16 protein-coding genes and 6 tRNA genes are annotated in these 21,274 nt (G+C 63.0%); 4 read left to right on the top strand and 18 right to left on the bottom strand.

What is annotated here, in order from left to right; all coding sequences use genetic code 11:
* Positions 1–160: 160 nt before the first annotated feature.
* The 5 genes from asd to leuC form a co-directional block, all read right to left on the bottom strand.
* Positions 161–1,273, bottom strand: coding sequence for an aspartate-semialdehyde dehydrogenase (gene asd / locus ACIPZ5_RS27300; RefSeq protein WP_085675569.1), 1,113 nt, complete (start codon positions 1,271–1,273; stop codon positions 161–163).
* Between the two features lie 63 nt (positions 1,274–1,336).
* Positions 1,337–2,419: a 3-isopropylmalate dehydrogenase gene (leuB, locus tag ACIPZ5_RS27305; RefSeq protein ID WP_343599764.1), complete on the bottom strand. Its 1,083-nt coding sequence runs from the start codon at positions 2,417–2,419 to the stop codon at positions 1,337–1,339.
* Between the two features lie 54 nt (positions 2,420–2,473).
* Complete coding sequence (locus tag ACIPZ5_RS27310; protein WP_261941016.1) at positions 2,474–3,238, bottom strand: class I SAM-dependent methyltransferase; 765 nt, start codon at positions 3,236–3,238, stop codon at positions 2,474–2,476.
* Positions 3,239–3,386: 148 nt separating this feature from the next.
* On the bottom strand, positions 3,387–4,031 hold the full coding sequence (leuD, locus tag ACIPZ5_RS27315; RefSeq protein WP_027919154.1) for a 3-isopropylmalate dehydratase small subunit: 645 nt from the start codon (positions 4,029–4,031) through the stop codon (positions 3,387–3,389).
* Positions 4,028–5,461, bottom strand: a complete 1,434-nt coding sequence (gene leuC, locus ACIPZ5_RS27320; RefSeq protein WP_085675566.1) for a 3-isopropylmalate dehydratase large subunit — start codon at positions 5,459–5,461, stop codon at positions 4,028–4,030. The genes leuD and leuC overlap by 4 nt, the downstream gene beginning before the upstream one ends.
* 131 nt (positions 5,462–5,592) lie before the next feature.
* Between leuC and ACIPZ5_RS27325 the strand changes: the two genes are divergently transcribed.
* Both ACIPZ5_RS27325 and ACIPZ5_RS27330 read left to right on the top strand, forming a co-directional pair.
* Positions 5,593–6,471, top strand: coding sequence for a LysR family transcriptional regulator (locus ACIPZ5_RS27325; RefSeq protein ID WP_261941017.1), 879 nt, complete (start codon positions 5,593–5,595; stop codon positions 6,469–6,471).
* Between the two features lie 61 nt (positions 6,472–6,532).
* Positions 6,533–9,829: a PAS domain S-box protein gene (locus ACIPZ5_RS27330; protein ID WP_343599769.1), complete on the top strand. Its 3,297-nt coding sequence runs from the start codon at positions 6,533–6,535 to the stop codon at positions 9,827–9,829.
* A 62-nt stretch (positions 9,830–9,891) separates the two neighbouring features.
* Here ACIPZ5_RS27330 and ACIPZ5_RS27335 read toward each other — a convergent pair whose 3' ends face one another.
* The 12 genes from ACIPZ5_RS27335 to gltX form a co-directional block, all read right to left on the bottom strand.
* Entirely contained in the window at positions 9,892–10,335 is a 444-nt protein-coding gene (locus ACIPZ5_RS27335; protein ID WP_261941019.1) for an Hsp20 family protein, read from the bottom strand.
* Between the two features lie 215 nt (positions 10,336–10,550).
* Entirely contained in the window at positions 10,551–11,522 is a 972-nt protein-coding gene (locus ACIPZ5_RS27340) for a tRNA-dihydrouridine synthase (protein WP_343599772.1), read from the bottom strand.
* Between the two features lie 51 nt (positions 11,523–11,573).
* The gene (locus ACIPZ5_RS27345; RefSeq protein ID WP_400811691.1) at positions 11,574–12,008 is read right to left on the bottom strand and encodes an acyl-CoA thioesterase; all 435 of its coding nucleotides are present in this window, start codon (positions 12,006–12,008) and stop codon (positions 11,574–11,576) included.
* Positions 12,009–12,176: 168 nt separating this feature from the next.
* Positions 12,177–13,010 carry an alpha/beta fold hydrolase gene (locus ACIPZ5_RS27350; protein WP_343599775.1) on the bottom strand — a complete coding sequence of 278 codons (834 nt, stop codon included), beginning with the start codon at positions 13,008–13,010 and terminating at the stop codon, positions 12,177–12,179.
* A 24-nt stretch (positions 13,011–13,034) separates the two neighbouring features.
* Positions 13,035–13,574: a TetR/AcrR family transcriptional regulator gene (locus ACIPZ5_RS27355; RefSeq protein ID WP_343599778.1), complete on the bottom strand. Its 540-nt coding sequence runs from the start codon at positions 13,572–13,574 to the stop codon at positions 13,035–13,037.
* 173 nt (positions 13,575–13,747) lie between these two features.
* Positions 13,748–13,823: transfer RNA gene (locus ACIPZ5_RS27360), tRNA-Glu, on the bottom strand.
* A gap of 42 nt (positions 13,824–13,865) precedes the next feature.
* Positions 13,866–13,941 (bottom strand) — tRNA-Ala (locus tag ACIPZ5_RS27365).
* 63 nt (positions 13,942–14,004) lie between these two features.
* A tRNA-Glu gene (locus ACIPZ5_RS27370) sits at positions 14,005–14,080 on the bottom strand.
* Between the two features lie 42 nt (positions 14,081–14,122).
* Positions 14,123–14,198 (bottom strand) — tRNA-Ala (locus tag ACIPZ5_RS27375).
* A gap of 53 nt (positions 14,199–14,251) precedes the next feature.
* Positions 14,252–14,327: transfer RNA gene (locus ACIPZ5_RS27380), tRNA-Glu, on the bottom strand.
* A gap of 72 nt (positions 14,328–14,399) precedes the next feature.
* Positions 14,400–14,475 (bottom strand) — tRNA-Ala (locus ACIPZ5_RS27385).
* Between the two features lie 289 nt (positions 14,476–14,764).
* A complete protein-coding gene (gene gltX / locus ACIPZ5_RS27390; RefSeq protein WP_294334429.1) occupies positions 14,765–16,246 on the bottom strand; it encodes a glutamate--tRNA ligase in 1,482 nt (493 codons plus the stop codon).
* A 143-nt stretch (positions 16,247–16,389) separates the two neighbouring features.
* Here gltX and ACIPZ5_RS27395 point away from each other — a divergent pair, with 143 nt between their 5' ends.
* Together ACIPZ5_RS27395 and ACIPZ5_RS27400 are read left to right on the top strand one after the other, a co-directional pair.
* Positions 16,390–17,445 (top strand): HlyD family secretion protein, encoded by a 1,056-nt coding sequence (locus tag ACIPZ5_RS27395; RefSeq protein WP_400811695.1) that lies wholly within the window; start codon positions 16,390–16,392, stop codon positions 17,443–17,445.
* A 49-nt stretch (positions 17,446–17,494) separates the two neighbouring features.
* The gene (locus tag ACIPZ5_RS27400; RefSeq protein ID WP_261944342.1) at positions 17,495–18,985 is read left to right on the top strand and encodes an MDR family MFS transporter; all 1,491 of its coding nucleotides are present in this window, start codon (positions 17,495–17,497) and stop codon (positions 18,983–18,985) included.
* Between the two features lie 117 nt (positions 18,986–19,102).
* On the opposite strand, the gene uvrB is transcribed toward ACIPZ5_RS27400, so the two are convergent.
* Positions 19,103–21,118, bottom strand: a complete 2,016-nt coding sequence (uvrB, locus tag ACIPZ5_RS27405; RefSeq protein WP_343599783.1) for an excinuclease ABC subunit UvrB — start codon at positions 21,116–21,118, stop codon at positions 19,103–19,105.
* Positions 21,119–21,274 lie beyond the last annotated feature (156 nt).

The following is a 21,274-nucleotide window of genomic DNA, read 5'->3' on the forward strand; positions in this document are numbered from 1 at the left end:
ATAACCTCTCTCGTTAGGCCAGACACAACATACAAGGAGCGGATTTATCCGCGATGCGCCGCGCGGGCGGCGCTCGATCTCACAGGCGCTGAAAATCCTCCGACAGGCATAAAAAAACCCGCGCTGTCACCAGCACGGGTTTTCGGTACAACCGGAACGATCAACGCTCCAGCAGGATCCGCAGCATGCGGCGCAGCGGCTCGGCGGCGCCCCACAGCAGTTGGTCACCCACGGTGAACGCGCCCAGGTACTGGGAACCCATGTTCAGCTTGCGCAGACGGCCAACCGGGATGTTCAGGGTACCGGTGACCTTGGTCGGGGTCAGCTCTTGCATGCTGATCTCGCGCTGGTTCGGCACCAGTTTCACCCATGGGTTGTGCTGGCTGATCATGCCTTCGATGTCGGCCAGTGGCACATCCTTGTTCAGCTTGATGGTCAGCGCCTGGCTGTGGCAGCGCATGGCACCGATGCGCACGCAGATACCGTCGACCGGGATCGGGCTCTTGAAACGGCCAAGGATCTTGTTGGTCTCGGCCTGGGCCTTCCACTCTTCGCGGCTCTGCCCGTTCGGCAGCTCCTTGTCGATCCACGGGATCAGGCTGCCAGCCAGTGGCACACCGAAGTTCTCGGTCGGGAAGCCTTCGCCACGCATGGTTTCAGCGACCTTGCGATCGATGTCGAGGATGGCGCTGGCCGGGTTGGCCAGGTCATCGGCAACGGCCGCGTGGGTAGCGCCCATCTGCTTGATCAGCTCACGCATGTTCTGCGCGCCAGCACCGGAAGCCGCCTGGTAGGTCATGGCGCTCATCCACTCGACCAGGCCGGCTTCGAACAGGCCGCCCAGGCCCATCAGCATCAGGCTGACAGTGCAGTTGCCGCCGATGTAGTTCTTGGTACCGGCGTCGAGCTGCTGGTCGATGACCTTGCGGTTGACCGGGTCGAGCACGATGACCGCGTCGTCCTGCATGCGCAGCGACGAAGCGGCGTCGATCCAGTAACCCTGCCAGCCGGCTTCACGCAGCTTGGGGAACACCTCGTTGGTGTAGTCGCCGCCCTGGCAGGTCAGGATCACGTCGAGGGTCTTGAGTTCTTCAATCGAATAAGCGTCCTTGAGCGGAGCAATATCCTTGCCCACGTTGGGGCCCTGGCCACCTACGTTGGAGGTGGTGAAGAACACCGGCTCGATAAGGTCGAAATCCTGCTCCTCCAGCATCCGCTGCATGAGCACGGAACCGACCATACCGCGCCAACCGATCAGACCTACACGTTTCATCGCAACTACACCTTTGCTAAAAGTGGGCCGCCACCTTGAATTTTTGGTGGCGGGCCAGAGAGATTACAGATTCCGCAGCGCTGCGACTACTGCGTCGCCCATTTCCTGCGTGCCTACTTTGTCGCAACCGGCCGACCAGATGTCACCGGTACGCAGGCCCTGGTCCAGAACGACGCTGACCGCCTTCTCGATCGCCTCGGCCGCCGCCTGCTGGTTGAAGCTGTAACGCAGCATCATCGACACCGACAGGATAGTCGCCAGGGGGTTGGCGATGCCCTGCCCGGCGATGTCCGGCGCCGAACCGTGGCAAGGCTCGTACATGCCCTTGTTGTTGGCGTCCAGGGATGCCGAAGGCAGCATGCCGATGGAACCGGTCAGCATGGAAGCTTCATCCGACAGGATGTCACCGAACATGTTATCGGTCACTACCACGTCGAACTGTTTCGGCGCGCGAACCAGCTGCATGGCGGCGTTGTCGACGTACATGTGGCTCAGTTCGACGTCCGGGTAGTCCTTGGCCACCTCTTCGACCACTTCACGCCACAGCTGGCTGGAGGCCAGGACGTTGGCCTTGTCCACCGAGCACAGCTTCTTGCCACGCACGCGGGCCATGTCGAAGCCGACACGGGCGATACGGCGCACTTCGCTTTCGCTGTACGGCAGGGTGTCGTAGGCCTGGCGCTCGCCACCTTCCAGCTCGCGCTGGCCACGCGGGGCACCGAAGTAGATGCCGCCGGTCAGCTCACGGACGATGAGGATATCCAGGCCCGAAACGATTTCCGGCTTGAGCGAGGAAGCATCGGCCAGTTGCGGGTAGAGGATGGCCGGGCGCAGGTTGGCGAACAGGCCCAGTTGCGAACGGATCTTCAGCAGGCCGCGCTCCGGGCGGATGTCACGCTCGATCTTGTCCCACTTCGGGCCGCCCACGGCGCCCAGCAGCACAGCATCGGCCTTGCGGGCACGCTCCAGGGTTTCGTCGGCCAGCGGCACGCCGTGCTTGTCGATGGCGGCGCCACCGATCACGTCGTGCTCAAGGCTGAAGCCGAGCTGGAACTTGTCGTTGGCCAGCTCCAGCACCTTGACCGCCTCGGCCATGATTTCCGGGCCAATGCCATCACCTGGGAGAATCAGAATCTGCTTGCTCATGCTTTCCTCTATCCATTCACGCGGTGCGGCCAAGCGGGCCCCACCGAAAAGTTCTTAACGCTCGGCCCACAACACCAGCACGTCGGTGCTGAACGAGCCATCGGCCTCGATCTGGTAATACTGCCGTACTTCTTCGCCCATGGCTTGCTGCAATTGGCGGATGGCAACGCGCATCGGCTCCGGAGTGCGCATGCGCTCGACCCAGCTGGCAAACTCCAGGCGCAACGGCTGGCGCGTGTGGCTGCGCACGTGCAGGCCGGCTTCGCTGACCTGGCGCTGCCATTCGGCGGCGGAGTAGTCGCGCACGTGACTGGTGTCGCGCAGCACTTCGACGGTTTGCAGGTAGGTATCGAGCAACGGGCTGCCCGGCGACATCACGTCGATGAACGCTGCCACGCCACCTGGCTTGAGCACCCGGCGCACCTCACGCAGGGCCACGCCGAGGTCGCTCCAGTGGTGCGCCGAGTAGCGGCTGAAGACGAAATCGAACGAAGCGTCGGCGAACGGCAAACGTTCGGCGGCACCGCATTCGGTGGTGATATTGCCCAGGCCGCGCTCGCTGGCGGCGCTGGCGACCACGTCGAGCATCGATTGCGAGAGGTCGTAGGCGACCACCTCGGCAACCAGCGGCGCAACGTGAAAACTGACATGGCCGGCACCGCAGCCCAGGTCCAGCACGCGCGCACCGCCCTGCCCCGCCAGCTCGGCCTGCAGCAGGGCGAATTCGCTGCCTTGGGCGTGCACGGTGCTGCTGAGGTAAGCGTTGGCCTGTTCGCCGAACTGACGTTGGACCACATCGGTGTGGGTGGTGCTGGTCATGACTAAATCCTTTTGGTTATTTGTTGCTTGTGCCGGCCCTTTCGCGGGTGAACCCGCTCCCACAGGTACAACGCAGCCCTCAGGTCCTGTGGTAGATCTGTGGGAGCGGGTTTACCCGCGAAAAGGCCAGTACTGCTAACACCGAACTTCAGGCGTCACGGAACAGCCAAGGCTGGCTGGCGCGGTGCTTGCCTTCGAATGCCTTGATCGCATCACTGTCCTGCAAGGTCAGGCCGATGTCGTCCAGGCCATTGAGCAGGCAGTGCTTGCGGAACGCGTCGATCTCGAAGTGCAGCACCTTGCCATCCGGGCGGGTCACCGCCTGCGCCTGCAGGTCGATGGTCAGCTGGTAGCCTGGGTTGGCTTCGACCTGCTTGAACAGCTCGTCGACTTCCTCGTCGCTGAGGATGATCGGCAGCAAACCGTTCTTGAAGCTGTTGTTGAAGAAGATATCGGCGAAGCTTGGCGCGATCACGCTGCGGAAGCCGTATTCATCCAGCGCCCAAGGGGCGTGCTCACGGCTCGAACCGCAGCCGAAGTTCTCCCGCGCCAGCAGCACGCTGGCACCTTGGTAACGCGCATGGTTGAGCACGAACTCCTGGTTCAGCGGGCGCTTGCTGTTGTCCTGGTACGGCTGGCCGACATCCAGGTAACGCCACTCGTCGAACAGGTTGGGGCCGAAACCGGTGCGCTTGATCGACTTGAGGAACTGTTTGGGGATGATCTGATCGGTGTCGACGTTGGCACGATCCAACGGCGCGACGAGACCGGTGTGCTGGGTAAAGGCTTTCATGCTGCGCTCCCTTGGATCAACTCGCGGACATCGATGAAGTGGCCGGTCACCGCGGCAGCGGCAGCCATGGCCGGGCTGACCAGGTGGGTACGACCACCGGCACCCTGACGGCCCTCGAAGTTGCGGTTGGAGGTGGACGCGCAGTGCTCGCCGCTTTCCAGGCGGTCCGGGTTCATCGCCAGGCACATCGAGCAGCCAGGTTCACGCCATTCGAAACCCGCCTCGAGGAAGATCTTGTCCAGGCCTTCACGCTCGGCCTGGGCCTTGACCAGGCCCGAGCCAGGCACCACCAGCGCCTGCTTGACCGTCGCGGCGACCTTGCGGCCCTTGGCGATTGCGGCGGCAGCGCGCAGGTCTTCGATACGCGAGTTGGTGCAAGAACCGATGAACACGCGGTCGAGCTTGATGTCGGTGATTGCCTGGTTGGCGGCGAGGCCCATGTACTTGAGGGCGCGCTCGATCGAACCACGCTTGATCAGGTCTGGCTCGGCGGCCGGGTCCGGCACGCGCTGGTCAACGGCCAGCACCATCTCCGGCGAAGTCCCCCAGCTGACTTGCGGCTTGATCTGCGCAGCGTCGAGCTCGACCACGGTGTCGAACACGGCATCATCGTCGGAAACCAGGTCCTTCCACGCTTCGACGGCACGCTTCCAGTCCTCGCCCTTCGGCGCATAGGGGCGGCCTTCAACGTAGGCCACGGTGGTGGCGTCGGTCGCCACCAGGCCGACACGGGCACCGGCTTCGATCGACATGTTGCAGATGGTCATGCGGCCTTCCATCGACAATTCGCGGATGGCGCTGCCGGCGAACTCCATGGCGTGGCCGTTACCACCGGCGGTGCCGATCTTGCCGATCACGGCCAGCACGATGTCCTTGGCGGTGACGCCGGCCGGCAACTGGCCTTCGACACGCACCAGCATGTTCTTCATCTTCTTGGCGACCAGGCACTGGGTGGCGAGCACGTGCTCCACCTCGGACGTGCCGATGCCATGGGCCAGGGCACCGAAAGCGCCGTGGGTGGAGGTGTGCGAGTCGCCGCAGACCACGGTCATGCCCGGCAAGGTGGCGCCCTGCTCGGGGCTGATGACGTGGACGATGCCCTGGCGCTCGTCGTTCATCTTGAATTCGACGATGCCATATTCGTCACAGTTCTCATCGAGGGTCTGCACCTGCAGGCGCGACACCTGGTCGACGATGGCTTCGATGCCGCCCTTGCGCTCTGGCGTGGTCGGCACGTTGTGATCCGGGGTGGCGATGTTGGCATCGATGCGCCACGGCTTGCGGTTGGCCAGGCGCAGGCCTTCGAAGGCCTGGGGCGACGTCACTTCGTGAATGATATGGCGGTCGATGTAGATCAAGGACGAGCCGTCATCACGGCGCTTGACCTCATGGGCTTCCCAGAGTTTGTCGTAGAGCGTTTTGCCAGCCATCAGACTGTTCCTCATCAGCGTCTTTCTATGCCAAAGACCCCTTGGCTTGTACGGACGATGCTATGGGGTTAGATTGAATAACTCAAATTCATAATTTTTATGCTTTGGATAACCAACAGGAATTCGACACCGTGGACCTGGCCAACCTGAGTGCCTTCATCGCCATTGCCGAAACCGGTAGCTTTTCAGGTGCCGGCGAACGCCTGTTCCTGACCCAGCCGGCCATCAGCAAACGCATCGCCGGGCTGGAGCAGCAACTGGATGTGCGCCTGTTCGACCGCCTGGGTCGTGAGGTCACCCTGACCGAAGCCGGCCGCGCCCTGCTGCCGCGCGCCTACCAGATCCTCAACGTCCTCGATGATACCCGACGGGCGCTGACCAACCTCAACGGCGAGGTGAGCGGTCGCCTGACCCTGGCTACCAGCCACCATATCGGCCTGCACCGTCTGCCGCCGCTGTTGCGTGCATTCACCCGCCAGCACCCCGCCGTGGCGCTGGATATTCAGTTCATGGATTCGGAACAGGCCTACGATGAGATTCTCCATGGCCGCGCTGAAATTGCCGTCATTACCCTAGCCCCCGAGCCGCACCACCTGGTCAGGGCCGTGCCAGTGTGGGACGACGCCCTGGATTTCGTGGCGGCGCCCGAGCATCCGCTGGCCAGCAACCACGCGGTCAGCCTGGCCGACGTCGCCCGCCACCCGGCGGTATTCCCCGGCGGCAACACCTTCACCCACCACATTGTGCAGCGCCTGTTCGAAAGCCAGGGCCTGACGCCGAACATCGCCATGAGCACCAACTACCTGGAAACCATCAAGATGATGGTATCGATCGGCCTGGCCTGGAGCGTGCTACCCCGGACTATGCTGGATGATCAGGTTGCACCCATCGCTTTACCCGGCATACAGCTGTCGCGCCAGCTAGGCTACATTCTGCACACGGAGCGAACGCTATCGAACGCTGCAAGGGCCTTCATGGCCCTGCTCGACAGCCACGCAGGGTCCGCCTGACCGGTCGTCAGCTCGGCATTTCCAACTCAAGGACGCGTCACACGCCAAAGGTCTGGTACCAATGCCCAAATCAGCAAATCGCTTTCCGCGCCTGCCGCGCATCCCTGCGGCCGACCCACAGGAATCGGAGCAGGCGTGGCAGAACGCCCCGCAGTTGCTGGCCGCGCTCAATGGCGCACGCCTGGGCGCCTGGCTATGGGATATCGATACCGGCCGCATCAGCTGGTCACGGGGCACCCAGGCGCTGTTCGGCTTCGACCCGCAACGCCCGCTGCCCAACGACATCGATTACCTGGACCTGCTGCCAGAGGAAGACCGCGCCCGAACCCGCCAGCTGTTCCACGCTGTGGTCAATGGCGAGCCAGTGGAACAGGCCATGCGCCATCGCATCCGCTGGCCGGACGGCAGCCTGCACTGGCTGGAAATCAACGGCAGCCTGACCCACGACCGCCATGGCCGCCGGCAGATGATCGGGGTGATCCGCGAAATTACCCGCCAGCGTGAACGGGAAACCGCGCTGATCAACTCGGAAAAACGCTTCGCCACGCTGTTCCACCTGAGCCCCAACGCCATTTTGCTGAGCCGCCGCCAGGACGGCATGATCATCGAGGTCAACCAGCACTTCGAAGACATGTTCGGCTGGCCCGGCGGCCAGGTAATCGGCAAGACCAGCCTCGAACTGGGCCTGTGGGTCAACCCCGAACAACGCCATCAGGTCATCGAGGCCACCCGCAGCAACCACGGCCCGGCGATCATGGAGGTGCAGTTCCGCGCCAGCACCGGCAAGCTCCACGACGGCATCCTGTGCACCCAGAGCATCGACATGGAGGGCGTCACCTACCTGATCAGTACCTTCGTCGACACCACTGAACGCAAACGCGCCGAGCAGGCCCTCAAGGACAGCCAGGAGCGCCTCGACCTGGCGCTGGACTCGGCGCAGCTGGGCACTTGGGACTGGCACATCCCCAGCGGCATGCTCTACGGTTCGGCCCGCGCCGCGCAACTGCACGGGCTGGACCCGGTCCCCTTCCATGAATCGTTCGATTCGTTCTTCGAAGGTGTGCCAGAGCATGAACGTGCCAGCATGCGCCAGGCCTACCGCAGCCTGCGAGAAGGCCCGGCCGGCAATTACCAGATCACCTACCGCGTGCAGCTGGAAAACGGCGCCTCGCGCTACATCGAAAGCCGTGCACGCCTCTATCGCGACGACCAGGGCAACCCGTTGCGCATGGCCGGCACCTTGCTCGATATCACCGAGCAGGTGGAACGCGAACAGCGCCTGAGTGCCTCGGAAGAGAAGTTCGCCAGCCTGTTCCAGGTCAGCCCCGATCCGATCTGCGTGACCCGCCAGGACACCGGCCAGTTCATCGAGATCAACCCGGCCTTCACCCAGACCTTCGGCTGGACTGCCGAGCAGGTAATCGGCCGCACCGCCGAAGAGATCGGCCTGTGGGCCGAGTCGATCGAACGCGCCCAGCGCATCGAACGGGTGATCCGCGAACAGGCGCTGAGCAATGTCGCGGTGGTGGTCAACCACCGTAATGGCGCGCCGCTGACCTGCGTGATCGCCAGCCGCCTGATCAGCGTCGACGACCAGCCGTGCAGCGTCACCACCTTGCGCGACATCACCCAGCAACAGCGTGCCGAGGCGGCGCTCAAATCCAGCGAAGAGAAGTTCGCCAAGGCCTTCCACTCCAGCCCCGACGCCATCACCATCACCGAACGCCGCAGCGGCCGCTACCTGGAGGTCAACGACGGCTTCTGCCGGCTGACCGGCTACAGCACCGCCGAAGTGATCGGCCGCAGCGTCTACGAAATCGGCATCTGGGCCGACGACAAGCAGCGCAGCGCCTTGCTCGGCGAGCTCAAGGAACGCGGCCGGGTGCACCACCGAGAGATGCTCGGGCGCAACAAGCGCGGCGACATCCTCACCGTGGAGGTGTCGGTGGAGCCGATCAGCCTCAACGAAGTTGACTGCCTGCTGCTGACCGCCCGCGATGTCAGCCAGTTGAAGAACGCCCAGGCGCAGATCCGCCACCTGGCCTACCACGACCCGCTGACCAACCTGCCCAACCGCGCCTTGCTGATGGACCGCCTGAGCCAGCAGATCGCCCTGTTGCGCCGGCACAACCTGCGTGGCGCGCTGCTGTTCCTCGACCTCGACCACTTCAAGCACATCAACGACTCGCTCGGCCACCCGGTGGGCGACACCGTGCTGAAAATCATCACCGCACGGCTGGAGGCCAGCGTGCGCCTGGAAGACACCGTGGCGCGCCTCGGTGGCGATGAATTCGTGGTGCTGCTCAGCGGCCTGGAAGGCAGCCGCGAAGCGGTAGAAAGCAAGGTCCGCGAGCTGGCTGACACCCTGCGCGAACTGCTGGCCGAACCGATGTCGCTGGACGGCCAGCGCCTGCAGGTGACGCCGAGCATCGGCGTGGCACTGATCCCCGACCACGGCGCGACGCCGGCCGACCTGCTCAAGCGCGCCGATATAGCCCTGTACCGGGCCAAGGATTCCGGGCGCAACACCACCCAGCTGTTCCACACCACCATGCAAAAGGCCGCCAGCGAGCGCCTGCGCATGGAAAGCGACCTGCGCCTGGCCCTGGCCCGTGGCGAGCTGGCCTTGCATTTCCAGCCCCAGGTCGATGCCCGCGACAATCGCATCATCGGTGCCGAAGTGCTGCTGCGCTGGCACCATCCGCAACTGGGCCAGCAACCGCCTGCGCAGTTCATCCAGGTACTGGAAGAAAGCGGCCTGATACTCGAAGTTGGCAGCTGGATCCTCGACGAAGCCTGCGATGCCTGCGCGCGCATGCTGGAAGACCGCCTGATCGATGCCGATGATTTCAGCCTGTGCGTGAACATCAGCCCGCGGCAGTTCCGTCAGAACGACTTCGTCGAGCGGGTGCTGCGCAGCCTGGACGACTACCGCCTGCCGCGGCACATGCTGAAGCTGGAGATCACCGAGGGCATCGTCATCCAGAACCTTGAAGACACCATCAGCAAGATGCGTGAACTCAAGCGCTACGGCGTGAGTTTCGCCATGGACGACTTCGGCACCGGCTACTCCTCGCTGACTTACCTCAAGCGCCTGCCGGTGGATGTGCTGAAAATCGACCAGACCTTCGTCCGCGATGCCCCGGAAGACCCCAACGATGCAGAAATTGTCCGCGCCATCGTGGCCATGGCCCGCAGCCTTGACCTTGCAGTGATTGCCGAAGGGGTGGAACTGACCGAGCAACTGGCGTTTCTCGAGCGCCTGGGCTGCCACCTTTACCAAGGGTACCTGCACAGCCGGCCACTGCCGCTGCAGGAGTTCAGGCAGATGCTGATGGAAGCACCGGCGGATTACTGAAACGCAGAAAGGGCACCCGAAGGTGCCCTTTCTTTCATCCTACCGGGCTTGGCCCGAAGGGATCAGTTCAATGCAGGCTGGTCGCCATTGATCGGGATACGCTTGGCCTTGGCTTCTTCCGGCACGATGCGCAGCAGGTCGATGCTGAGCAGGCCGTTGGCCAGGCCCGCCGATTTGACCTCGATGTGGTCTGCCAGGCGGAACGACAGCTTGAAAGCGCGCTGGGCGATACCCTGGTGCAGGTAGGTCACTTCAGCGGTGGCGCTTTCGCGCTTGCCACCGATCACGGTCAGGACGCCCTTTTCGACTTGCAGGTCGAGGTCCTGCTCCTGGAAACCGGCTGCGGCAACCACGATGCGATAGTGGTCATCGCCATGTTTTTCCACGTTGTAGGGAGGGTAGCTGCTACCCGCCTCATTACGTGCCGCGGACTCGAACAGGTCGTTGAAACGGTCGAAGCCAACGGAATGGCGGAACAGTGGAGCGAGAGAGAAAGCGCTAGTCATGGTCATAAACTCCTGAAATTCAGCAAGTAGGTCATTGCGCGACCCGACTTCGGCATCGCGTACTAAAGAGATATGGCCAGCGGGAAAGCTTTCAAGGGGAAGGGTGAAAAAATCCGAAATCAGCTTCGAGATTTATGGCCTCTTCGCGGCTAAAGCCGCTCCTACAGGGGCAGCGCAGAACCTGTAGCAGCGGCTTTAGCCGCGAAGGAGCCGGGTCAGGCAACACATGCCTCGAAGGAAGTAGCTTCAACCCCAAGCAACCGGCTGATGCGGGCGCAGTCATCCTCTCGGCGCAACTCGGCAAACAGCACCACTGCCTCGGGATAACTGCGGGTCATCATCGCCAGCCACTGCTTCAGTCGCCCCGGCGCATAGCGCGGCGACAGCTTGGCCTGGGCCTGGCGCCAGAACTCGCGCAGCAACGGCAGCAACTGATCCCAGCTCATCGGCTGGTACTCGCGCCCATCCCGCGCCGCTGCAATCTGCAAGGCCAGGTCCGGACGCGATACCAACCCGCGCCCAAGCATGATGTCCTCGGCACCGCTGACCTCGCGGCAGCGCCGCCAGTCGTCGACGGTCCAGATTTCACCGTTGGCGAACACGGGCACCTGGACCACATCCTGCACCCGCGCCACCCACTCCCAATGGGCGGGCGGCTTGTAGCCTTCAACCTTGGTCCGCGCATGCACCACCAGGTGCGCCGAACCGCCCTCGGCCAAGGCCGTGGCACAATCCAGCGCGCCGTCCGGGCTGTCGAAGCCCAGGCGCATCTTGGAGGTGACCGGGATATGCGCCGGTACCGCGCGCCGCACTTCACGCACGATGGCATGCAGCAGCTCCGGCTCCTTGAGCAGTACCGCACCGCCACGCGACTTGTTCACGGTCTTGGCCGGGCAGCCAAAGTTCAGGTCGATGACCGGCGCGCCCAGTTCGCAGGCCAGCGCGGCGTTCTCCGCCAGGCATACCGGGTCCGAACCCAGCAGCTGCACGCGCATCGGCACGCCAGCCGCCGTGCGCGCCCCCTGACGCAGCTCAGGGGCGAGCTTGTCGAACGAGGAAGCCGGCAGCAGGCGGTCGCACACACGGATGAACTCGGTGACGCACCAATCGATGCCGCCCACTCGGGTCAGGACGTCGCGCAGGATGTTGTCGACCAGCCCCTCCATGGGGGCCAGGGCAATTTGCATGTCTGGGTCTCGGCGGAAAAAGGCCGCAGTCTAGCAAAAAAAGCCGCCGTCTCAGCTGCCGATCAGCGCCGGCCCGTAGCCGTCGAGGAATTCGGCCGGCATACGCTTGGGCTTGCCGCTGGACAACTCGATGCAGGCGAAGGTGGTCTGCGCACGCAGCAAGGTCACGCCGTCGCGCGGGCGCTTGAGCTGAAAGCGCCGGGTCATGCGCAGGCGCTGGTCCCAGTCGATGATCCAGGTGGCCAGTTGCAGCTCATCGCCCTCGTAGCCGGCGGCGAGGTAGTCGATTTCGTGGCGCACCACTGCCATGGCCCGGTCCAGGCGCCGGTATTCGGCCAGATCCAGGCCCAGGCGCTGGGAGTGGCGCCAGGCGCAGCGCTCCAGCCAGGTGACGTACACCGCGTTGTTGGCGTGGCCGAGGCCGTCGATGTCCTCGCTGCCGACGCGCAGGTCGATGATGAATGGCGTTGCCAGGTCCCAGCTCATGCCTGCTTCCTTGAAGGAAAACTGGATTTAGCATGGCCAAGCGGGCAAATGTCCAGCCTTTGTGGTGGATTAGCGGGCCTCTTCGCGGGCAAGTCGGGGCGCCGAACCGCCGCTCCCACAGGGATCGCGCCAGATGCTAAAAATTGAGCAAGACCGTTGCTCCCACAGTCAAGCGCTCTGCCGCGCCGGTGCAGCTGCGCGAGCAAACAATTCGAGCACCGCCTCGCTCAGACGCGGGTCGGCCAATACGCGCTGGTGCCCACCCTCTTCCAACAGCATCAGGCGGCTGTCGAACCAGGCCTTGTGGATGGCCTGCGCTTCAGCGGCGGGCACCAGCGCGTCATCGGCGGCATGCACCACCAGGCCCGGCAGTTCCAGCTGATAGCCACTGACATCAAGGCGAGCGATCTGCATGCCGACATCCTGTTCGACCTGGCGAATGAAGGCCGCCCTGGCCCGCGCCGGCAAGCCCAGACGATGGGCAAAACCACGCAGCACGCCGAGCAGCTGCGCCGGTGCCGCAATGCTCACGGCAGCCTCGGCACGCAGCCCCATCTGCAGCGCCAACAGCACGCTGGCACCGCCCATGGAATGACCGATCACGGCACGCAGCGGCGGCAGCTCTGCGGCTGCTTCCAGCAGCGCCCGGGCAAACAGCACCACATGCGCCTGCTGCCCAGGCGAGCGGCCATGGGCCGGGCCTTCCAGCGACACCACGGTGTGCCCGGCCTTCACCAAGGTTTCGATCAATGCCGCAAACTGGGTCGGGCGCCCTTCCCAGCCATGCATCAACAACACCGTCGGCCCCTTGCCCCAGCGCAAGGCCGAAAGGCCGAAGCGCAAGGTGATGCGCTCGGCGCTGGCCAGCAGTGGCAGCTCCCACTGCCGGGGCGGCAGATTGCGCGGGGTCATGAAGGCACGGCGCATCTTGCCGGCAATATGCTCGGGGACCAGTCGGCCGAGGGTGCCATTAACGCCACGAATCCAGCTCAGGGTAGTCATCGCCTTGCTCCAGGATCAGGGGTATCAGAGAACTGCCGACTTGGCGGCACGCAGAATGCGGTCGGACAACTCGCCGGAGCCCAAGGCACGCGCGAGAGCCAGACCACCGATCATCAAAGCCAGATCAGCCAACGCTTTATCGGCGTCTTCCGGGCGGTCGACCATGGCCGCAGTCATCAGCTCGATATGCTCGGTCAGGACCTCACGGAAGGCTTCGGGCAGGCGCTGCATTTCGCCGAGCGAATTGGGCAGCGGGCACGCATGCACTTCGGCGTCACGGTGTTTGCGCGACAGGTAGAAAGCGCTGACCAAAGCGCGGCGCCCTTCCCCATCCAGGTTTGGGTCGACCTGGGCGAGCAAGGCACGACGTTCGTTCAGCAACTGGCGGAAGGCCTCGAGCATGAGCTCGTCCTTGCTCTCGAAGTGCGCATAGAAACCGCCAACGGTCAGGCCTGCCGCGCCCATCACCTGGCTGACACTCGGCTCGGCCGGGCCATGCTGGATCAACGCGCTGCGGGCCGCTTCAAGGATGCGTTCGCGGGTCTTGCTCTTCTTGTCGCTCATTCGCCGGCTCGCCGATCAAAATATGATGATCGAAATATTATTCTCATCATATTTTTTGGCAAGCAGAATCTGCCACCGCTCGTCGGCATCAGAATTATTGGGAAGGGAGAAAAACAAAAGGCCCATTCAATAAGCGAATGAGCCTTTAAAGTCCCGCAAAACGCGGGTAAAAATGGCGTCCCCTAGGGGACTCGAACCCCTGTTACCGCCGTGAAAGGGCGGTGTCCTAGGCCACTAGACGAAGGGGACGTAACCTTCGCGAAGATTCGAATATTCGAACCCTGGCAGAAATGGTGGAGCTAAGCGGGATCGAACCGCTGACCTCCTGCATGCCATGCAGGCGCTCTCCCAGCTGAGCTATAGCCCCGAAACAAAAGACTCATTCAATATACGAATGAGCCTTTTAAGTCCCGCAAAACGCGGGTAAAAGTGGCGTCCCCTAGGGGACTCGAACCCCTGTTACCGCCGTGAAAGGGCGGTGTCCTAGGCCACTAGACGAAGGGGACGTAACCTTCGTGCCGATCCGTTTTCACGAACCGCGGCAAAATTGGTGGAGCTAAGCGGGATCGAACCGCTGACCTCCTGCATGCCATGCAGGCGCTCTCCCAGCTGAGCTATAGCCCCGGATTTCTAGCCTCTCGGCCCAGCGACATCGTTAAACATCGCTTGTGCAAAACTGGCGTCCCCTAGGGGACTCGAACCCCTGTTACCGCCGTGAAAGGGCGGTGTCCTAGGCCACTAGACGAAGGGGACGAACCTTCTTACCTTCAAGACCCGGTTGCTGGACCCGATCTTGCTCGACAACCTTGGCTGCCAAGCGGAATTTGGTGGAGCTAAGCGGGATCGAACCGCTGACCTCCTGCATGCCATGCAGGCGCTCTCCCAGCTGAGCTATAGCCCCACAATGTCGCTCTGAACAGAAGCGCTGGCTGGGTGCCTGGCGTTTCGTTTTCGTTCATCGCTGTGGACGGGGCGCATATTAAGATCGGATTGCAGGGCTGTCAAACTAAATTTTGAAAATATTCAAAATTTTTTTCACAGATAACAATCACTTACCGCCCTGCCCCACTCAAAACCCGAACACTGAGCCCTGTGGGAGCGGGTTTACCCGCGAATGCGGCGGTGCATGCCCCATCGTATTCGCGGGTAAACCCGCTCCCCCAGCTTCAGCTATCGTTTCAAGAATGCTATCAGGCGATGTTGGCCAGCAGCTTTTCCCATTCCTTGTTTTCTTTCTTCGACACACCACCGAGCAGGTCCAGGGCCTGGCGCAGACGATAGCGGGTCAGGTCAGGGCCAAGGATTTCCATGGCGTCGAGCACCGATACCGAACTGGCCTGACCGGTAATGGCGGCGAACATCAGCGGCATGGCGTCACGCAGCTTCAGCTCCAGCGCTTCGACCACGGCCTGGATGCAGCCGGTGATGCGCTCTTTCTCCCACTGACGCAGGCTTTCCAGTTTCCACAGGATCAGCTGCATCACCTGGCGTACCTGGTCAGCGGACAGTTTCTTGCTTTCGAACAGCTTGGCATCGAGCTTGAGCGCGCCTTCGAAGAAGAAACCACCCAGCGGGGCGATCTGGCTGAAGGTCTCGACCCGGCCCTGCACATGCGGGGCGATCTTCATCATGTAGTCGCTGTTGAACGCCCACTGCTGCACGCGTGCGGCAAACTCTTCCACTGGCAGTTCGCGCAGCCACTGGCCGTTGAGCCAGGACAGCTTCTCGATGTCGAAGATCGGGCCTCCCAGGGAGATACGCGACAGGTCGAAGTGCTCGACCATCTCGGCCAGGGAGAACTTCTCACGCTCGTCCGGCATCGACCAGCCCATGCGGCCAAGGTAGTTGAGCATGGCCTCGGGCATGAAGCCCATGCGCTCGTAGAAGGTCACCGAAGTCGGGTTCTTGCGCTTGGACAGCTTGGACTTGTCCGGGTTACGCAGCAGCGGCATGTAGCACAGCTTCGGCTGCTCCCAACCGAAGTACTCGTACAGCTTGATCAGCTTCGGCGCCGAAGGCAGCCACTCTTCGCCACGCAGCACGTGGGTGATGCCCATCAGATGGTCATCGACCACGTTGGCCAGGAAGTAGGTCGGCAGGCCGTCGTTCTTCATCAGCACCTGCATGTCCATGCGGTCCCAAGGAATCTCGACATCGCCACGGAGCATGTCCGGAACCACGCAGATGCCTTCGCTCGGCACCTTCATGCGGATCACGTGTGGCTCGCCAGCGGCCAGGCGGCGCTGGACTTCCTCGGCACTCAGCAGCAGGGCACGGCCGTCGTAGCGCGGGGTTTCACCGCGAGCCATCTGCTCGGCGCGCATCTGCTCCAGCTCTTCGGCGGTGCAGAAGCAGTAGAAGGCGTGGCCGGCATCAACCAGCTCCTTGGCGTACTTGGCGTAGATCTCGCCACGCTCGCTCTGCCGGTATGGGCCATGCGGGCCACCGACATCCGGGCCTTCGTTCCATTCGATGCCGAGCCAGCGCAAGGCGTCGAAGATCTGCTGTTCCGACTCGCGCGTGGAGCGCAGCTGGTCGGTGTCTTCGATACGCAGGATGAACTCACCGCCGTGCTGCTTGGCAAAGCAGTAGTTGAACAGGGCGATGTAGGCGGTGCCGACATGGGGGTCGCCGGTGGGCGATGGCGCGATACGCGTGCGAACGGTGGTCATGGAGAGTCTCGAACGAAAGATGAAACAAAGGCGGGATGTTAGCAGGGAGCAGGCACCGGGCTCCAGCAATGGCGCGAACGTCACTTGTCGACTGGCCATGTGCCGCTGTTAAATTTGATTACATTTCTGGAACGATAGTCCTCATGCCTGCCCAACTCAAACGCCGCCTGGCGATCTTCTTCACCCTGGTGGCCATCATCGCCCTCGCCTTCCTGGCCGAGTGGTATTTCAAAGGCCGCTTCTACGAAAGCACCGACAACGCCTACGTGCAGGGTGAAATCACCCGCATTTCCAGCCAGCTCGGCGCACGCATCGACGAGGTCCGGGTCGACGACAACCAGCACGTGAACAAGGGTGACCTGCTGGTGCGTCTGGAGGTCGCCGACTTCCAGCTGGCCGTGGAACGCGCCCGCGCCGCCCTGGCCACCCGCGAGGCCGAGTATGCCCAGGCCCAGAGCCGGCTGACCCAGCAAGGCAGCCTGATCGCCGCCGGCCAGGCTCAGGTTTCAGCCAACCAGGCGACCTTCGACCGCTCGCGTCTGGACCTGAGCCGCGCCGAAAAGCTGCGCAAGCCTGGCTTCGTCTCGGAAGCACAGGTCACTACCCTGTCGGCGGAAAGCCACGTGGCCGGCTCCCAGGTCGACAAGGCCCGTGCCGATCTGCAAAGCCAGCGCCAGCAGGTCAACGCCCTGAATGCCGACCTCAAGCGCCTCGACGCCCAGATCGCCAATGCCCGTGCCGACCTGGCCCAGGCCGAGCTGAACCTGACCCGCTGCGAGATCCGCGCCCCGCTGAGCGGTACCATCGGCCAGCGCAATGCGCGCAATGGTCAGGTAGTGCAAGCCGGCGCCTACCTGCTGTCGATCGTACCTGATGAAAACATCTGGGTGCAGGCCAACTTCAAGGAAATCCAGATCGGCAAGATGCAGCCCGGCCAGCGTGCCGAGCTGCTGTTCGACAGCTACCCCGACACCCCGATCGAGGGCCGCGTCGACAGCCTGTTCGCCGCGTCCGGCGCGCAGTTCAGCCTGCTGCCGCCAGACAACGCCACCGGCAACTTCACCAAGGTGGTACAGCGCATTCCGGTGAAGCTGACGTTCGCTGCCGACAACCCGCTGCATGGGCGCATTCGCCCCGGCATGTCGGTGACCGCCACCGTCGATCTGCGCCGCGAAGACGAAGGCCACGATGGCCGGTGATCAACTGCTCCGCCCTACTGCGGAGCCGACCCGGCGCGACTGGATCGCGGTGATGAGCGTGATGCTCGGCGCCTTCATGGCGGTGCTAGACATCCAGATCACCAACTCCTCGCTCAAGGACATCCAGGGTGCGCTGTCAGCGACCCTGGAGGAAGGCTCGTGGATCTCCACCTCGTACCTGGTGGCGGAGATCATCATGATTCCGCTGACCGCCTGGCTGGTGCAGCTGCTCTCGGCGCGGCGCCTGGCGGTGTGGGTGTCTGGCGGTTTCCTGCTGTCTTCGTTGCTGTGTTCGATGGCCTGGAACCTCGAGAGCATGATCCTGTTCCGTGCTCTGCAGGGCTTCACCGGTGGCGCGCTGATTCCGCTGGCATTCACCCTGACCCTGATCAAGCTACCCGAGCACCACCGCGCCAAAGGCATGGCCATGTTCGCCATGACCGCCACCTTCGCCCCTTCGATCGGCCCGACCCTGGGTGGCTGGCTGACCGAGAACTGGGGCTGGGAATACATCTTCTATATCAACATCCCGCCCGGGCTGGTGATGATCGCCGGCCTGCTCTATGGGCTGGAAAAAAAGGAAGCACACTGGGAACTGCTGAAAAGTACCGACTATGCCGGCATTGTCACCCTCGGCGTGGGCCTGGGCTGCCTGCAGGTCTTCCTCGAGGAAGGCCACCGCAAGGACTGGCTGGAGTCCAACCTGATCGTCGGCCTGGCAACCGTCGCCCTGATCAGCCTGATCACCTTCGTCATCCTGCAGCTTTCCAAGCCGCACCCCTTGATCAACCTGCGCATCCTCGGCAACCGCAATTTCGGCCTGTCGAGCATTGCCAGCCTGGGCATGGGCGTAGGGCTTTATGGGTCGATCTACCTGCTGCCGCTGTACCTGGCGCAGATCCAGGGCTACAACGCCCTGCAGATCGGCGAGGTGATCATGTGGATGGGCGTTCCGCAGCTGTTCCTGATTCCGCTGGTGCCACAGCTCATGAAGGTGGTGTCGCCCAAGGTGCTGTGCGCCATCGGCTTCTGCCTGTTCGGTATCGCCAGCTTTGGTTCAGGGGTGTTGAACCCGGACTTTGCCGGGCCGCAGTTCAACCATATCCAGATCATCCGCGCCCTTGGCCAGCCGATGATCATGGTGACCATTTCGCTGATCGCCACGGCGTATATCCAGCCTCAGGATGCCGGGTCAGCTTCGAGCCTGTTCAACATCCTGCGTAACCTGGGCGGTGCGATCGGCATTGCCTTGCTGGCGACCTTGCTGGATGCGCGGACCAAGGTGTACTTCGACTACCTGCGGGAGTCGGTGGTGCCGAGCAACCCGCAGGTGGCGGAGCGACTGGCACAGCTGGCAGAGCGGCTGGGCAATGACAATGCGGCGCTGGGCAAGCTGAGCGAAATCGCTCATCAACAGGCGCTGATCATGGCGTACAACGATGCCTTCCATTTTGTCGGGATCGGCTTGGCGGTGAGCATGGTGGCGGTGTTGCTGACCCGCAAGCTGCCGGAGGGGTTGAAAGCTGGTGAGGCTCATTAACCTGCACTGGCCTCTTCGCGGGTAAATCGGAGCGCCGAACCGCCGCTCCCACAGGGTTGCAGCAATCCTGTGGGAGCGGGCTTGCCCGCGAAGAGGCCAGTGCAGCCAGTAATGAAATCAGCTGGTGATCAGGCGCTCACGTAACTGGGTAATCTCATCACGCAACTGCGCGGCGGCTTCGAACTCCAGGTCGCGGGCAAACTGCATCATCTTCTCTTCCAGCTGCTTGATCCGCTTGGTGATCTCGCCCGGGGTACGCAGCTCGGCCTCGTAACGGGCGCTCTCTTCCGCCGCCTTGGCCATGCCCTTGCGCTTCTTGCTGCGCGCGCCAGGCACGGTGGCGCCTTCCATGATGTCGGTGATGTCCTTGACCACACCCTTGGGTACGATGCCATTGGCCTGGTTGAAGGCGATCTGTTTCTCGCGCCGCCGTTCGGTCTCGTCGATGGCGCGTTGCATGGAGCCAGTGATGTTGTCGGCATACAAGATCGCCCGGCCATTGAGGTTACGGGCAGCGCGGCCGATGGTCTGGATCAGCGAGCGTTCGGAACGGAGGAAGCCTTCCTTGTCGGCATCGAGAATCGCCACCAGCGACACCTCGGGCATGTCCAGGCCCTCGCGCAGCAGGTTGATACCCACCAGCACATCGAAGGTGCCCAGGCGCAGATCGCGGATGATCTCGACGCGCTCCACAGTGTCGATGTCCGAGTGCAGATAGCGCACCCGCACATCATGGTCGGCCAGGTAATCGGTAAGGTCTTCGGCCATGCGCTTGGTCAGCGTGGTGGCCAGTACCCGATCGCCCTGATCGACTCGCTTGCGGATCTCCGACAGCAGGTCATCGACCTGGGTCAGCGCCGGGCGCACTTCCACCTGCGGATCGACCAGGCCAGTAGGGCGCACTACCTGCTCTACCACGCGGCCTGCATGCTCGGCTTCGTAGGGGCCAGGGGTGGCCGACACGAAGATGGTCTGCGGGCTGACATCCTCCCACTCGTCAAAGCGCATCGGCCGGTTGTCCAACGCCGACGGCAGACGGAAGCCGTATTCGACCAGGGTTTCCTTGCGCGAGCGGTCGCCCTTGTACATGGCGCCGACCTGCGGAACGCTGACATGGGACTCGTCGATCACCAACAGCGCATCGGGCGGCAGATAGTCGTAGAGGGTGGGCGGCGGCGCGCCGGCCGGGCGCCCGGACAGGTAGCGCGAGTAGTTCTCGATGCCGTTGCAGTAACCGAGTTCGAGGATCATCTCCAGATCAAAGCGGGTACGTTGCTCCAGGCGTTGGGCTTCGACCAGTTTGTTGGCCTTTTGCAGGTACTCGAGCCGGTCCTTCAGTTCTTCCTTGATGCCCTCCACCGCCTCCAGCAGGGTTTCCCGCGGGGTCACGTAGTGGCTCTTGGGGTAGAAAGTGAAACGCGGCAGCTTGCGGAAGACCTCGCCGGTCAGGGGATCGAAGGCGGCGATGTTCTCCACTTCGTCGTCGAACAGCTCGATGCGGATGGCCTCGAGGTCGGATTCGGCCGGGAAGATGTCGATCACGTCACCGCGCACACGGAAGGTGGCGCGGGCGAAGTCCATTTCGTTGCGGGTGTACTGCAGGTCGGCCAGGCGGCGCAGCAGCGCACGCTGGTCGAGCTTGTCGCCGCGATCGACGTGCAGGACCATCTTCAGGTAGGTCTCAGGGCTGCCCAGGCCATAGATGCATGACACGGTGGTGACGATGATCGCGTCGCGCCGTTCCAGCAGCGCCTTGGTCGCCGACAGGCGCATCTGTTCGATGTGGTCGTTGATCGAGGCATCCTTCTCGATGAAGGTGTCCGACGACGGCACGTAGGCCTCGGGCTGGTAGTAGTCGTAGTAGGAAACGAAGTACTCCACCGCGTTGTTCGGGAAGAACGCCTTGAACTCGCCATACAGCTGCGCCGCCAGGGTCTTGTTCGGCGCCAGCACCAGGGTTGGCCGCTGCACCTGCTGGATGACGTTGGCGATGCTGAAGGTCTTGCCCGAGCCGGTCACCCCGAGCAGGGTCTGGTGCGACAGGCCCGCGTCGATGCCCTCGACCATCTGGCGGATGGCCTCGGGCTGGTCGCCGGCCGGCTGGAAACGGGTGACGAGCTGGAACTCGGACATGACGGACCTCGCGGTAACGCAGTAACTGTAAATTTAGCCAGTAGTCTATACCCAAATGCGCCCGCCCGGTGGCCGAATCAAGGGCAAGTAGTGAGCGCGCATTACGGTGGACCGGCCAATTCGACCAATGGTCGAAAAAATTTCGCGCAAATTGCC

It is taken from the genome of Pseudomonas sp. NPDC089428 (genome assembly GCF_044749325.1).
Taxonomy (GTDB): domain Bacteria; phylum Pseudomonadota; class Gammaproteobacteria; order Pseudomonadales; family Pseudomonadaceae; genus Aquipseudomonas.